General features: G+C 72.7%; 13 protein-coding genes. 11 read left to right on the forward strand and 2 right to left on the reverse strand.

Annotated features, from left to right (window positions below; translation table 11 throughout):
- Nucleotides 1–187: 187 nt before the first annotated feature.
- The gene (locus E1286_RS40275; protein WP_342776315.1) at nucleotides 188–829 is read right to left on the reverse strand and encodes an Lrp/AsnC family transcriptional regulator; all 642 of its coding nucleotides are present in this window, start codon (nucleotides 827–829) and stop codon (nucleotides 188–190) included.
- Between the two features lie 106 nt (nucleotides 830–935).
- Between E1286_RS40275 and E1286_RS40280 the strand changes: the two genes are divergently transcribed.
- The 6 genes from E1286_RS40280 (at nucleotide 936) to E1286_RS40305 (ending at nucleotide 7,308) form a co-directional block, all read left to right on the forward strand.
- Nucleotides 936–2,510, forward strand: a complete 1,575-nt coding sequence (locus E1286_RS40280) for an ABC transporter substrate-binding protein (RefSeq protein ID WP_132621486.1) — start codon at nucleotides 936–938, stop codon at nucleotides 2,508–2,510.
- 9 nt (nucleotides 2,511–2,519) lie between these two features.
- Nucleotides 2,520–3,662 carry an ABC transporter permease gene (locus E1286_RS51555; protein ID WP_281282837.1) on the forward strand — a complete coding sequence of 381 codons (1,143 nt, stop codon included), beginning with the start codon at nucleotides 2,520–2,522 and terminating at the stop codon, nucleotides 3,660–3,662.
- Entirely contained in the window at nucleotides 3,659–4,537 is an 879-nt protein-coding gene (locus tag E1286_RS40290; RefSeq protein WP_246075574.1) for an ABC transporter permease, read from the forward strand. Before E1286_RS51555 ends, E1286_RS40290 begins: the two co-directional genes overlap by 4 nt.
- Nucleotides 4,534–5,307: an ABC transporter ATP-binding protein gene (locus E1286_RS40295; RefSeq protein WP_132621488.1), complete on the forward strand. Its 774-nt coding sequence runs from the start codon at nucleotides 4,534–4,536 to the stop codon at nucleotides 5,305–5,307. Before E1286_RS40290 ends, E1286_RS40295 begins: the two co-directional genes overlap by 4 nt.
- Nucleotides 5,304–6,212 (forward strand): ABC transporter ATP-binding protein, encoded by a 909-nt coding sequence (locus E1286_RS40300; RefSeq protein ID WP_132621490.1) that lies wholly within the window; start codon nucleotides 5,304–5,306, stop codon nucleotides 6,210–6,212. Before E1286_RS40295 ends, E1286_RS40300 begins: the two co-directional genes overlap by 4 nt.
- 133 nt (nucleotides 6,213–6,345) lie before the next feature.
- Nucleotides 6,346–7,308 (forward strand): M24 family metallopeptidase, encoded by a 963-nt coding sequence (locus E1286_RS40305; RefSeq protein ID WP_246075575.1) that lies wholly within the window; start codon nucleotides 6,346–6,348, stop codon nucleotides 7,306–7,308.
- Nucleotides 7,309–7,324: 16 nt separating this feature from the next.
- Here the strand turns inward: E1286_RS40305 and E1286_RS48485 are convergent, their stop codons facing one another.
- Nucleotides 7,325–7,930, reverse strand: coding sequence for a DedA family protein (locus tag E1286_RS48485; RefSeq protein WP_165970135.1), 606 nt, complete (start codon nucleotides 7,928–7,930; stop codon nucleotides 7,325–7,327).
- A 111-nt stretch (nucleotides 7,931–8,041) separates the two neighbouring features.
- On the opposite strand from E1286_RS48485, the gene E1286_RS40315 reads away from it, so the two are divergent.
- The 5 genes from E1286_RS40315 to tuf all read left to right on the forward strand — a co-directional run bounded on the left by E1286_RS40315 (nucleotide 8,042) and on the right by tuf (nucleotide 13,840).
- Nucleotides 8,042–9,442, forward strand: coding sequence for a sensor histidine kinase (locus tag E1286_RS40315; RefSeq protein ID WP_132621492.1), 1,401 nt, complete (start codon nucleotides 8,042–8,044; stop codon nucleotides 9,440–9,442).
- Between the two features lie 16 nt (nucleotides 9,443–9,458).
- Entirely contained in the window at nucleotides 9,459–10,154 is a 696-nt protein-coding gene (locus E1286_RS40320; RefSeq protein WP_132621494.1) for a response regulator, read from the forward strand.
- 93 nt (nucleotides 10,155–10,247) lie between these two features.
- A complete protein-coding gene (locus tag E1286_RS40325; protein ID WP_132621496.1) occupies nucleotides 10,248–11,009 on the forward strand; it encodes a GNAT family N-acetyltransferase in 762 nt (253 codons plus the stop codon).
- A 139-nt stretch (nucleotides 11,010–11,148) separates the two neighbouring features.
- On the forward strand, nucleotides 11,149–12,444 hold the full coding sequence (locus tag E1286_RS40330; protein ID WP_132621498.1) for a UDP-glucose dehydrogenase family protein: 1,296 nt from the start codon (nucleotides 11,149–11,151) through the stop codon (nucleotides 12,442–12,444).
- Between the two features lie 223 nt (nucleotides 12,445–12,667).
- On the forward strand, nucleotides 12,668–13,840 hold the full coding sequence (gene tuf / locus E1286_RS40335; RefSeq protein WP_132621500.1) for an elongation factor Tu: 1,173 nt from the start codon (nucleotides 12,668–12,670) through the stop codon (nucleotides 13,838–13,840).
- The last annotated feature ends 46 nt before the right edge of the window (nucleotides 13,841–13,886 follow it).

Here is a 13,886-nt window from a genome sequence, read left to right on the forward strand (position 1 = left end):
GGGCGGGCGTGGTCGGCGCGTTCCCCATGGGCTGAAAGGGAGAGGACGCGACGACGGTGCGGCGGGCGTGAGCCCAGAAGTGCGGCCCGAAGGGACCCGGACCAACGGAACTTCCGCCCGCCCGCCGGCCCGAGCCCGGCCCACCGACCCCGCCCGAAGAGGCAGGGCCCGTGACCACGGGTCAGGGTCAGTCGTCTTTGCGGAGGGCGTTGCGGCCTTCGGCGGCGCCCACGAAGCGCATCTTGCCGAGGGGTACGTCGCCCTGCGTCTCCTGGGCGGTACGTCGCGCGGGGCGGTGGGCGGGGTCGCGGTCGCTCGGCAGCACGTACGGCCGTTTGAGCACCTCGTCCAGGATGAAGACGGTCTCCGTGGCCTTGACCGCCGGGATGTTGGCCAGCCGGTCGGTGACCATGGTGTGCACGGCGGCCACGTCGGCCACCCGGACCTGGATCATCGCGTCGTGCTGCCCGGTGGTGATCGCGCAGTACTCGACCTCGGGCATCCTGGCCAGCTCCGCGCGGAACTGCTTCCACATCTGCTGGCGCACGGTGACGAAGATCAGTGCGGTGATGCCCAGCCCCGCCCGCACGTGGTCGATCTCGGCGGTGAAGCGCTTGATGGCGCCGTCGGCGCGCAGCGCCTCGAAGCGCGTGTAGGCGTTGGCGCGGGAGATGCCCACCCGCTCGGCCAGCGCCGCGACCGAGATCCTGCCGTTCTCGCGCAGAACCTCCAGGATCTTCATGTGGACGTCGTCCAGTTCGAGACCGATGCCGATCCGTCCAGCCTGACCGCCGCCGCCACTCCCATTTCTGGAAATTTCACTCATCATTACCTCATCGCGCTCGATATACGTCTCGGTGACCGCACGGTGCCTGGACGATCTGCCCGACAATCCTGGACATCTTTCTGCCGAACGTCCAATTTGGAGGACCCTCATGGCGACCCGCTCGCAGACGGCGGCTGTGCTGCTCGCCGGTGCACTCGCCCTCGCCGCCTGCGGAAGCGGCGGCACTCCCCAGGCCCCGGCCGCCTCCGGGAGCAAGACCCTCGTCATCGACACCTCCTTCGACCTCAAGACGGCCGACCCGGGCCGCACGTACGAGCCGACGGGGCTCATCGTCGGCAAGGCGGTCTACGAGACGCTGCTGACGTTCGACGGAGCGGACGTGACGAAGCCGATGCCGGCGCTGGCCGAGTCGTACGAGCTGTCCGAGGACGGGAAGACGCTGACGCTCAAGCTGAAGCAGGGCGCCACGTTCGCCGACGGCGCCCCGGTGACGGCCGACGACGTGGTGTTCTCGCTCACGCGCGTACGCGACATGAAGGGCACGCCGTCGTTCCTCCTGGACGGCGTCGAGGTGGCCAAGACGGACGAGTCGACGATCACCCTGACGTCGCAGGCGCCCAACCCGGCGCTGCCGTTCATCCTGCCGAACCCGGCGCTCGGCATCATCAACAGCAAGCTGGCCCAGCAGCACGGCGCGACCACGGACCCGCAGGACAAGGCCGAGCAGTACCTGAACTCCTCCTCGGCAGGGTCGGGGCCGTACCAGATCGAGTCGTTCAACGTCAGCAGCCAGGTCACCCTCAAGGCGAACCCCAAGTACCACGGCCCCAAGCCCGCCTACGAGCGGGTCGTCATCCGCAACGTCGAGGCCGCCACGCAGAAGCTGAACGTCTCACGCGGCGACAGCCAGATCGCGCTCAACCTGTCGGGCGACCAGGTCGCCGGCATGCCGGCGACGCTGCAGGTGAAGAAGACCGCCTCGGCGAACGTCATCTTCCTGCTGGCCAACCAGGACTCCGCGATCAGCGAGACCACGCCGAACGCCAAGTTCGTCGAGGCCGTGCGCAAGGGCGTCGACTACGCGGGGCTGCTGGAGCTGGCCGGTGAGGGCTCGACCCTGGCGCCGGGCGTCATCCCGTCGCAGATCCTCGGCGCGCTGCCCGCCGGCCAGGCGCCCGCGCGCGACCTGGAGGGCGCCAAGGCGGCGCTGGCCGAGAGCGGGCTGAGCAACCCGACGGTCAAGCTGGAGTACCCGAGCGAGCTGACCGTGAACGGCCTGTCGTTCCAGCCGCTGGCCGAGCGCATCCAGGCCAACCTCAAGGAGGTCGGCATCACGGTGGACCTCCAGCCCGCGCCCGTCACCACGGCCCTGGACAACTACCGCAACGGCAAGGAGGAGATGGGGCTGTGGTACTGGGGTCCGGACTACCCCGACCCCAGTGACTACCTGGTCTTCCTGCCCGGCAAGACGGTGGGCCTGCGGGCCGGCTGGAAGGAGGGCTCGAACAAGGAGCTCGAGGAGGCCGGCGAGAAGGCCGCGGCGGCGATCGGCGACGAGAACCGTGCGGCCGCGTACGCGGACGTGCAGAACAAGCTGAACGCCGAGGGGCCGTTCATCCCGCTGCTGCAGCCGAGCCAGAACATCGTGACGGCGGCCTCGGTGACCGGGCTGGAGTACCACCCGGTGTGGACGGTCGACATCGCCGACCTCGGCGTGAAGTAGGAGCGGCAGGTGTCCGACACCACGGGCCCGCCGCCGTCCGGCGGCGCGGGCCCGTCCTCCACGCGGAAAGAACCCCCGCCGTCCGGCGGCGCGGGCCCGCTCGCCACGCGGAAGATCCGCAGGCGGGGGGCGCATCCGCTGGCGCGGTTCCTCGTCCGGCGGGTGCTGCTCGCCGTGCTGATGGCGTGGGGCATCACGCTGGTGACGTTCGTGCTGACGAACCTCGTGCCCGGCGACCCGGTGGCCGCGAACCTCGGCCAGCGGGCGCTGGGCGACCCGGCCATCGTCGCCCAGTGGCGCGCCGAGCACGGCCTCGACCAGCCGCTGTGGCGCCAGTACCTGCTCCATCTGCAGGGCCTGCTCCAGGGCGACCTCGGCACGAGCCAGCAGAGCCACCGCCCGGTCAGCCAGGACCTGGCGGAGTTCGTCCCGGCGACGCTGGAGCTGGCGGGCGCGGCGATCCTGGTCTCGCTCGTGCTGGGCGTGGCGTTCGGCGTCGTGGCGGCGCTGCGCCGTGACCGGCTCTCCGACCACGCGCTGCGGGTGCTGAGCCTGATCGGCATCTCGGTGCCGACGTTCTGGCTGGCGCTGATGGCGTTCTACCTGTTCTTCTACCGGCTGCAGCTCACCCCGGGCAGCGGGCGGGTGGACGCGGCGCTCGGCCTGGCCCCGGCGGTGACCGGGATGCAGACGGTGGACGCGCTGCTGGCCGGCCGCTGGGACATCTTCTCCTCCGCCGTCGCCCACCTGGTGACGCCGGCGCTGGTGCTGGCGCTGTACACGATCGGCCTGCTCACCCGCTTCACCCGCTCGGCGGTGCTGGAGGTGCTGGGGCAGGACTACGTGCGCGCCGCCCGTGCCAAGGGCCTGCCCGGCCGGGTGGTCCTCTTCCGTTACGTCCTGCGCTCGGCGCTGGTGCCGATCATCACGGTGGCGGGTCTGGCGTTCGGCAGCCTGCTGTCCGGCACCGTGCTGGTCGAGGCCATCTTCGCCTGGCCCGGCATCGGCCAGTACGCGTACAAGAGCGCCACCACCCTCGACCTGCCCGCCGTCATGGGCGTCGGCCTGGTGGTCGGCGTCGTCTACCTCGTCATCAACCTGGTCGTGGACGTCCTGTACGGCGTCATCGACCCCCGAGTGAGGCTCCATTGAGACGGCGAGACCCCCTGGCCCGCAAGGGGCTGCTGCGGCGGCTGCCCGAGGCGTGGCGGCAGCCGCTGGCCGTCGTGGGCGCGGTGCTGGCCGTGGCCTGGCTGGTGATCGCGCTGGCCGCGCCCGTGCTGGCGCCGCACGACCCGCTCGCCCAGGACCTGCCCCGCCTGGCGCCACCGGGGCCGGACCACTGGTTCGGCACCGACCAGCTCGGCCGCGACATCCTCAGCCGGGTCATGTACGGGGCGCGCGTGTCGATCCCGCTGACGCTGCTGCTGGTGGCTCTGTCGGTGCTGATCGGCGGGCTGCTGGGCGCGTGCGCGGGCTACTTCGGCCGCTGGGCCGACGAGACGATCATGCGGGTGGCGGATCTGGTGTTCGCGTTCCCGACCGTGATCCTGGCCATGGTGGTGGCCGCGGCGCTCGGCCCGAGCCTGGCGAACGCGGTGCTGGCCGTGCTGGTCGTCGCCTGGCCCTCCTACGCGCGGGTGACGCGGGGACTGGTGCTCGGGGTGCGGGAGCGGGAGTTCGTGCTGAGCGGGCGGCTGCTGGGCTTCTCGGCGTGGCGCTCGCTGCGGGTGGACGTGCTGCCGAACGTGACCGGCCCCGTCCTGGTGCTGGCCACCCTGGACATCGGCACCGCGTTGCTGCTGCTGTCGGGCCTGTCGTTCCTGGGCCTGGGCGCCAAGCCGCCGTCCCCGGAGTGGGGGGCGATGGTGGCCTCGGGCGTGGAGGTGTTCGACAGCTGGTGGGTGGCGACGTTCCCGGGCCTGGCGATCCTGACCGTGGTGCTGGCGTTCAACTTCCTGGGCGACACGCTGCGCGACGCGCTGGACCCGCGTACCGCCCGCGCGATCAAGGAGCGTGCGCTGTGACGCTGGACATCAGCGGGCTGAAGGTGTCGATCGGCGGCAAGGAGATCCTCGGCGGCGTCGACCTGCGGCTGGCGGCCGGGCGCGTGCACGGGCTGGCCGGGGAGAGCGGGTCGGGCAAGACGATGACCGGCCTCGCGGTGCTCGGGCTGCTGCCGCACGGCGCGCGGGTGTCGGGCTCGATCCGGCTCGGCGAGCGGGACCTGCTGACCCTGCCGCCCAAGGAGCTGAACCGGGTGCGCGGCGGCGAGGTCGCCATGGTCTTCCAGGACCCGGCGACGAGCCTGCACCCGATGCTGACGATCGGCAAACAGCTCACCGAGCACATGCGGCACCACCTGAGACTGGGCAGGGCCGAGGCGAAGGCGCGGGCGGTCGAACTGCTCGGCAAGGTCCGCATCCCGGGCCCGGAGGAGGCGTACGGGCGGTTCCCGCACCAGTTCTCCGGCGGGATGCGGCAGCGCGTCGCGATCGCCATCGCGCTGGCCTGCTCGCCGAAGGTGCTGATCGCCGACGAGCCGACGACCGCGCTGGACGTGACCGTGCAGGCGGGCGTGCTGCGGCTGCTGCGCGGGCTCTGCGACGAGCTGGGACTGGCGGTGCTGCTGGTGACGCACGACCTCGGCGTCATGTCGGCGGTCGCCGACGAGGTGAGCGTGATGAAGGACGGACTGGTCGTGGAGTCGGGGCCGCGCGGCCAGGTGCTGCGCGAGCCGGCGCACGCCTACACCCGGTCCCTGCTGGACTCCCTACCGGATGCGGAGCTGCGATGACCCTGCTGAGCATCGACGACCTGGTCGTCGAGCACCGCTCCCCCGGCCGTCCCGTCGTGCGGGCGGTGGCCGGGGCCAGCCTGACGGTCGGGCCCGGCGAGGTCGTCGGCCTGGTGGGCGAGTCGGGGTGCGGCAAGTCGACGCTGGCCCGGGCCGTCTGCGGGCTGGACCCGATCACCGAGGGCTCGATCACGTTCGACGGGGAGCCGGTCACGCCGCTCGGGCTGCGGCGCAGGCGGCTGACCGGCATCCAGATGGTGTTCCAGGATCCGTACGCGTCGCTGAACCCCCGGCGGCGGGTGGGCGACCAGATCGCCGACGGGCTGCGTACCGTGCGCGACACCGCCACCGCCCCCGCCGACCTGCTGGAACGCGTCGGGCTGCCGCGCGAGTTCGCGGGGCGGCACCCGCACGAGTTCTCGGGCGGGCAGCGGCAGCGCATCGCCATCGCGCGGGCGCTGGCGGCCCGGCCGCGGCTGCTCATCGGCGACGAGCCGATCTCCGCGCTGGACGCCTCCGCGCAGTCGCAGGTGGCCCGGCTGATGCGGGACCTGGCCGTGGAGTCCGGGGCGGGGCTGCTGTTCATCAGCCACGACCTGTCGGTGGTCCGGCTGATCGCCGACCGGATCGCGGTGATGTACCTGGGCCGGATCGTCGAGGTCGGCGACACGGCGGAGGTGTGGGCGGACCCGCGCCACCCGTACACCCGCGCACTGTTGCGGGCCGTCCCCAAGCCGGACGGCCTCGGTGTGCTGCCCGCCGAGCTGCCCGGTGACGTGCCGGATCCGGCGAACCCGCCCGGCGGGTGCCGGTTCCATCCGCGCTGCCCGCTCGTGATGGACATGTGCCGCGAGAAGGACCCGGACTTCGGCCCGGTCGCCTGCTGGCTCCACGACCAGAGGTGACCCTCGTTCCCCCGCGTTCCCCCGAAGGAGAGAACCCCTGACGCAGGACCACCCGGCACCCTCACCCGAGGAGAGCCCCGAGGCCCCGGCCGCTTGTCTCCCGCTCCCTTCCTTCCTGGAAGGAGACAAGCCCGTGGGGCGGGTGGTAACCGTCCGGGAGGGGATGGCGCGGGCCGGGGTCGACGCGCTCGTGTTGCGGCCCTCTCCCGACTACCGGTTCCTGGGCGGGCGTGGGGGCGCGTACCTCGTCGTCACCGCGGACGTGGTGGCGGAGACCGGAGATCCGGCCGCGCTGGTGCCCGAGGGGGCGCGGCGGGTCGGTGTGGACCCGGAGATGCGGGTGCGGGAGCTGTTCGGGCTGGCGATCGAGGCCGACTTCGTGCCCGCCTCGTCCGTGCTGGCCCCGCTGCGGCTGCGCAAGGAGCCGTACGAGATCGCGGCCATCGGGCGGGCGGTCGCCGCCGCCGAGGCGGTGCTCCGGCAGGCGCGGGAGCTGGCCTGGTTCGGGGCGACCGAACGCGCGATGGCCCGCCGGCTGCGCGTGCTGATGGCCGAGTCGGGCTGCGAGGAGGTGCTGGCGGTGCGGGTCGCCGCCGGCGAGCACACGGCCGTGCCCGCGCACGTCCCCGGCGAACGGGTGATCAACCCCGGCGACGCTCTGACGGTGTCGTTGTGCGGCCGGTGGGACGGCTACTGCGCCGAGGTCGCGCGCGTGTTCGCGGTCGCCGAGCCGCCGGAGGACTTCGAGGCGATGTACTCGGTGGTGCCCGCCGCGCACGCCGCCGGTCTGTCGGCGCTGCGGCCCGCCGTCCCGGTGACGGAGGTCGCGAGGGCCGTCGCCGAGGTGGTCGACGGCAGCGGGTACGGCCGCTTCGCCGCGGCGCACGTGGGCCGGGGCATCGGCCTCGGGCACGACGAGGGGCCGCGGCCCGGCGAGGACACCGTGCTGGCCGCCGGCATGACGTTCTGCCTGGAGCCGGCGATCTACGTGCCCGACCTGTTCGGCGCCCGGGTGGCCGACGTCGTGGCGTGCACCGCCGCCGGTCCGGTCGTGCTCGGCTCCAGCCCGCACACCCTGCACGTGCTCGAACGCTAGCCCGACGCCGGCCCCGTCACGAACCGCTGAGACGGCGCCGTATCACGGCCACCGCTCCGGCCACGGCCACGATGCCGATGAAGACGGGCACCGCCACGCTGGACGCGGTGGAGACCAGTGACCGTCCCATGGCCACGCCGCCGAACACCCACAACGACGACCACAGGATCGCCCCGGCGGCGTCGGCGAGGGCGAACCTGCCGTAGCCGACCCCGGCGACCCCCGCGGCCGCGGCGACAAGGGTACGGATGCCGGGCACGAGCCGCGCGACCACGAGCACCCACAGCCCGCGCTCACGGACCAGGCCGGTCACCCGGTTCCAACGGTCCTCTCCGGCTTTGCGGACCGGGGCGCTGCGGGCCAGGGCCGGACCGAAGCGGCGTCCGAGGAGGTATCCGGCGTGGTCGCCGAGGAAGGCGCCCAAAGCCACGGCCGGCCAGGCGCCCAGGACAAGCCCCTGACCGCTCAGCGCGAAGGCGCCGGCGGCCACGATCGTCTCGCCGGGCACGAACGCCCCCAGCCCGAAGGCGGCCTCGGCGAACGAGGCGGCGAACATGATCAGAACGAGGGTAGGGCCGTGCTCGGATGCGAGGTTCAGCAGGTCGGTGACAGCCGAGGTCATGGCGGTAACGCTAGGAACCGCACCGGCGGCCCGATCAGTCCCTTCGGTGAGACGCCGGGGTTCACCAAAGTGACTACTGCCCGCGCCCGGCGGCCCGCTAGCGTCACGGGCATGCAGGATGAGACCGTCCGAAGGCTCTGGCTCCCCGTCGTACTCGCCGCGGTCGCCGGCACCGCGGCGGGCGTCACCACCTCGGGTGGTCCGGGATGGACGGTGCTGGCCGGCGTGGCCCTGAGCGCCGGTCTGGTATGGGCGGTACGTCCGGCGTCCGTGCCGGCGATCACACCGGCCGTCCTCGTCGTGACGGCGGCCATCGCCGGTGCGGCGAGCGCGGATCAGTCCTTGGAAGGTGCCGTCCTCGGCACGGTGGCAGCGCTGGGGATCGCCGTCGTCGCGGCATTGCCGGCGGGAATCGGCGCCGTCGTACGGCAACGGGCCGCGCACCGGCGGCAGGGGTGGGAACTCGCCCGTGCCGTGGCCGCCGAGGAGGAGGCCCGCGTCGAGAGCGCCGTCGCCCAGGAGCGCGCCACGATGGCCGGGGAGGTCCACGACCGACTCGGACATCAGCTCACGCTCATCGCCGTCCGGCTCGGCCGGATGACGTTGGACCCCGACGTACCGGCCCCCATCAGGGACACGATCGAGGAGATCCGGGCCGACGCCGCCGACGCCGCCGCCGAGCTGGGCGAGACCGTCCAGTTCCTGCGGGCCGGATCAGCCCGGGCGCCGGCGGTCCAGCCGCTCGGCGAGATCGTCGAGAGTGCCCGCCGATCCGGCCTGCAGATCACCGCGACGCTGGCCGAGGGCCTGGAGGGGCGACTGGGCGCACACGCCCGGGCCGCCGTGGAACGGGTGGTCACCGAGGCGCTGACGAACGCCGCCAAGCACGCCCCCGAATCGGTGATCACGGTCGAGGCGGACGTCGATGACGGCATCGCGACCGTGACGGTACGGAACGCGCCCCATGCGAGCACCGCCGAGACGCCCGCGCCGTCGTCGGGACATGGGCTCGCATCCCTGCGCCACCGGCTGGAGGTCCTCGGAGGGCGGCTGGACGTCGAAAGCGAGCGGGGTTTCAGCCTGCGCGCCTGGGTGCCGGCCGACGCGGCGCCGTCGCCGGCGCCGAACCGGACGCAACAGGTCGTCCTCCAGGAGCGTGCCATGGCCGAACGTGCCCGCCGCACCCGGCGGCTGGCCTGGACGGTCCCGGTGGCGCTCTCCGGGGCGGCGGTGACCCTGGCGGTCGCCTATTTCGTCTACGTCACCGCGTTCTCCGTGCTGTCACCGGGCGAGTTCTCCCGGATTCGGATCGGCATGGACCAGGCCGAGGCCGAGGAACTCCTGCCGTCGGTGGAGATGCTGGACGCGCCGCGCGACGTGTCGGCGCCCCGGCCCGGCGAGACGTGCCGCTTCTACGAAGCCTCGCTGAGCTTCTTCGCCCGCGACGACGTCTACCGCGTATGCTTCGGCGACGGAACCGTGGCCACCGCCGACATCATTTCCGCACCTTGAGGAGCCGTCCTCGCACATGACCGAGCTCCCGCCCGTGCAGGACGAGGTACGGCTCATCGTCGCCGATGACGATGATCTCGTACGCGCCGGAATCGTGGCGCTCCTGCGAACCGATCCGGCGCTCGCCGTCGTCGCCCAGGCAGGCGATGGGCACGCCGCTCTCGACGCCGTCCGCCGTCACCGGGCCGACCTCATGCTCCTCGACATCCGCATGCCCGGCCTGGACGGGCTGCGCACGCTGGAACACCTGCGCCACGAACATCCCCTCTTGCCGGTGGCGATGCTCACGACGTTCACCGACGAGGGCTACATCGCCGAGGCGGTGAGCCTGGGCGCGCTGGGATTCCTGTTGAAGTCCGACGGCCCCCGCGAACTCATCACCGCGGTCAAGGCCATCGCCGCCGGCCACGCGGCGTTCTCCCCGCGGGTCGCCCGCTGGCTGGTACGCGCGGAGGCGACGGCCCGCATCCGCCGCGGTCGTTCGGCCCGGACCCTTGTCGACACCCTCACCGCGCGCCAGCGCGAAGTCCTCGCCGAACTGGCCACCGGCGCCTCGAACGCCGAGATCGCCCGGCGGCTGCACCTCACCGACGGAACCGTCAAGCAGTACCTGCGCGGCCTGTTCGAACGACTCGGCACCGAGAACCGGGTGCAGGCCGCCATCCTCGCCCACGAGGCCGGGCTCCCCGAACAGCACGACACGCGGTCCTGATTCGAGCCGCGCACGGCTGCGGTCTCGTCCTCCACAGCCGGGAACCCTGAACCCGGCGGCCGGAGGCGGCGGCCGGTCGCGTACGGTGGCAGCGTGATCGAGGTCAGGGAGCTGCGCGAGGTGGCGGAGTTCCAGCGGGTGAACGCGCTGTTCGACGACATCTGGCACTTCAGCCCCGCCGAGCCGCCCGTCACCCTGGAGCTGATGCGGGTCCTGTCGCACATCGGCGGATACGTGGCCGGCGCGTTCGACGGCGACCGCCTCGTCGGCGCCTCGGTCGGGCTGCTCGCGGCCGGCGGCGTCCTGCACTCCCACGTGACCGGCGTGACCGCGGGCGGCGCCGGGCTGGAGCTGAAGCTGCACCAGCGCCGCTGGGCCCTGGAGCGCGGCATCGACCGCGTCACCTGGACCTACGACCCTCTCGTACGCCGCAACGCCCACTTCAATCTGGCCAAGCTGGGCGCACGGCCCCAGGAGTACCTGCCGTGCTTCTACGGCGTCATGGAGGACGCGATCAACCGCGGCGACGAGTCCGACCGCCTGCTGACCGTCTGGCCGCTGACCGCGCCGCACGTCGAGGCCCTCGCGCGACGGGAGCCCCACGCGACGCCGGTGCCGCAGGACGCGGCCGTGGCGCTCGCCGACGAGGGCGGACGCCCGGTGGGCGGGCCGGCGGACGCCGAGACCGTGCTGGTCGCGGTGCCCGCCGACGTCGAATCCCTGCGCCGTGCGGACCCGGGCCTCGCCAAGGCGTGGCGGCTGGCCGTCCGCGAGGTGCTCGGCGGCCTCATGGCGGAGGGCCGCCAGGTCACCGGCTTCGCCGGCCGCTCCTGGTACGTCGTACGGAAGGTGTGACCGCGCGCGGACCGCGGTGACGAGGGCTACCGGCGTGAGGGCTCCGGGGGCGCGTTATGGTGAAGCATTCTTCGCCGGTCAACCCCTCCCGGGCGCGGGTGGCCCGGGTCTTCCCCCGCACGAGAAATGGATGGTCAGCATGGTTCGCACGCCGGAAAGGCGGGTCGCCGTGTTCGGTGCCGGTTACATCGGTCTGGTGACCGGCGCCTGCTTCGCCGAGCTGGGCCACCGGGTAGTGGTCCGCGACATCGACCCGGAGAAGGTCGCCCTCCTGCGGTCCGGCGAGGTGCCGATCTACGAGCCCGGGCTCGGCGACATGATCGCCCGCAACAAGGAGCGCCTGACGTTCACGCTGGATCTGGAGGAGACGCTCGACGGCGCCGAGATCGCGTACGTCTGCGTGGACACCCCGCCGTCGGCCTCGGGTGACGCCGACCTGTCGCGGCTGTGGTCGGTGGTGCGGTCGCTGGAGGGGGCGACGCATCTGAGGGCCGTGGTGGTGAAGTCGACCGTGCCGGTGGGCACCGGCGCCCGGGTGCGGGCCGCGCTCGACGAGGCCGGGCTCGCCCACGTCGGGTACGCGGCCAACCCCGAGTTCACCGCCGAGGGGCGGGCGGTCGACGACTTCCTGCACCCCGACCGCGTCGTCATCGGCGCCGAGGACGACGCCACCGCCCGCCTCATCGAGGAGCTGCACGCCGGCGTGGACGGCCCCGTCGTGGTGATGGACGTGCGGTCGGCCGAGATGGTCAAGCTGGCCTCCAACGCGCTGCTCGCCACGAAGATCAGCTTCATCAACGAGATCGCGACCCTGTGCGAGAAGACCGGCGCCGACGTCGAGGAGGTCGCCAAGGCCGTCGGCCTGGACCACCGGCTCGGCCCCCACTTCCTGCGCCCGGGCATCGGCTGGGGCGGCTCCTGCTTCCCGAAGGACTCCGAGGCGCTGCGGCAGCTGGCCAGCAACACCGGCTACCACCTGCAGCTGCTGTCGGCCGTGATCGAGGTCAACAACCTGCAGAAGCGCCGGGCGATCCAGACGCTCAAGGACGCGCTCGGCACGCTGACGGGCATGCGGGTGGCGCTGCTGGGGCTGACGTTCAAGCCGGGCACCGACGACATGCGGGAGGCGCCAAGCACGGTGCTGGCGGCCCGGCTGCTGGCCGAGGGGGCCGAGGTGCGCTGCTGGGACCCGATGGCCAGGCCGCCCGCGGCCGAGCCGTGGTCGTCCACGACCCGCCACGAGACGCCGGAGCTGGCGGTCGAGGGCGCGGACGCGGCGATCGTGGTCACCGAGTGGCCGCAGCTCAAGGAGGCCGACTGGGCGCACGCGGCCGCGGTGATGCGCCGCCCGGTGCTGTTCGACGGCCGCAACCTGCTCGACCCGGCCGCGATGCGGGCGCTCGGCTTCACGTACATGAGCGTCGGCCGCCCGTAGGCCGCCAGGGAATAATCCGTTGCCGTGCGGCGCTGATCGCCGCACTATGGTCATCATGTTCCGGTACGCCCACCTCGCGACGCCCGCACTGCCGGGCGCGCTCGGGCGTGCCTGCGACGGCCTGGAGCGCTGACCTCTTCCCGTAAGTCCTGAAGTGACCCGGCGGGGGGAGGTTGACGGCCCTGACGGGTCACGCATTCTTCAGGCTTCGAGAGAAGGAACCATGGCCAAGCAGGCCTACGTACGCAACAAGCCGCATCTCAACATCGGCACGATGGGCCATGTCGACCACGGCAAGACCACGCTGACCGCGGCCATCACGAAGGTGCTGGCCGCGCGCGGGCAGGCGACGTACACGCCGTTCGAGCGGATCGACCGGACCCCGGAGGAGGCCTCCAGGGGGATCACGATCAACATCTCGCACGTCGAGTACGAGACCGACACCCGGCACTACGCCCACGTGGACATGCCGGGCCACGCCGACTACGTGAAGAACATGATCACGGGGGCGGCGCAGCTCGACGGCGCGATCCTCGTCGTGTCCGCGCACGACGGGATCATGCCGCAGACCAGGGAGCACGTGCTGCTCGCCAAGCGGGTCGGCGTCGAGCACCTGGTCGTGGCGGTCAACAAGGCCGACGGCGCCGACCCGGAGCTGACCGACCTGGTCGAGCTGGAGCTGCAGGAGCTGCTGTCCGAGCACGGCTACCGGGACGTCCCGATGGTGCGGGTGTCCGGGCTGCGGGCGCTGGAGGGCGACCCGGTCTGGACGGCGTCGGTCGAGGCGCTGCTGCGCGCGGTGGACGAGCACATCCCCGTGCCCGTGCGGTACGTGGACGCGCCGTTCCTCATGCCGGTGGAGAACGTGCTGACGGTCACCGGCCGCGGCACGGTCGTCACCGGGGCGATCGAGCGGGGCACGGTGCGGGTCGGCGACACGGTCGAGGCGGTCGGGTTCGGCGACGGGTTCTCCGCCGTCGTGACAGGCGTGGAGACGTTCGGCAAGACGATGGAGCGCGGCGAGGCCGGCGACAACGCGGCCGTGCTGCTGCGCGGGGTGCGCCGCGAGCAGGTGCGGCGCGGCATGGTGCTCGCCGCGCCGGGCACGCAGCAGGCCCTGGGGTCGTTCACCGCACGGGTGTACCTCCTCACCGCGGAGGAGGGCGGGCGGCGCAGGCCGATCGCGTCGGGTTACCGGCCGCAGTTCTACCTGCGCACGACCGACGTGCCCGGGGAGCTGACGCTGCCCGACGGGCTGGACGCCCGGCCGGGTGACACCGTGGAGGTGACGGTGCGGCTGGGCAAGGCGGTGGCGCTGGAGGCCGGCCTCGGCTTCGCCGTCCGCGAGGGCGGCCTCACGGTCGGCGCCGGCACCATCCTCACCGCCCCGGCTTGACCTCGCGGACCCGGCCCTGATGGAAGGGGCCGGGTCCCCTCCACCC

It is taken from the genome of Nonomuraea terrae (assembly GCF_004348995.1).
Classification (GTDB): Bacteria; Actinomycetota; Actinomycetes; order Streptosporangiales; family Streptosporangiaceae; genus Nonomuraea; species Nonomuraea terrae.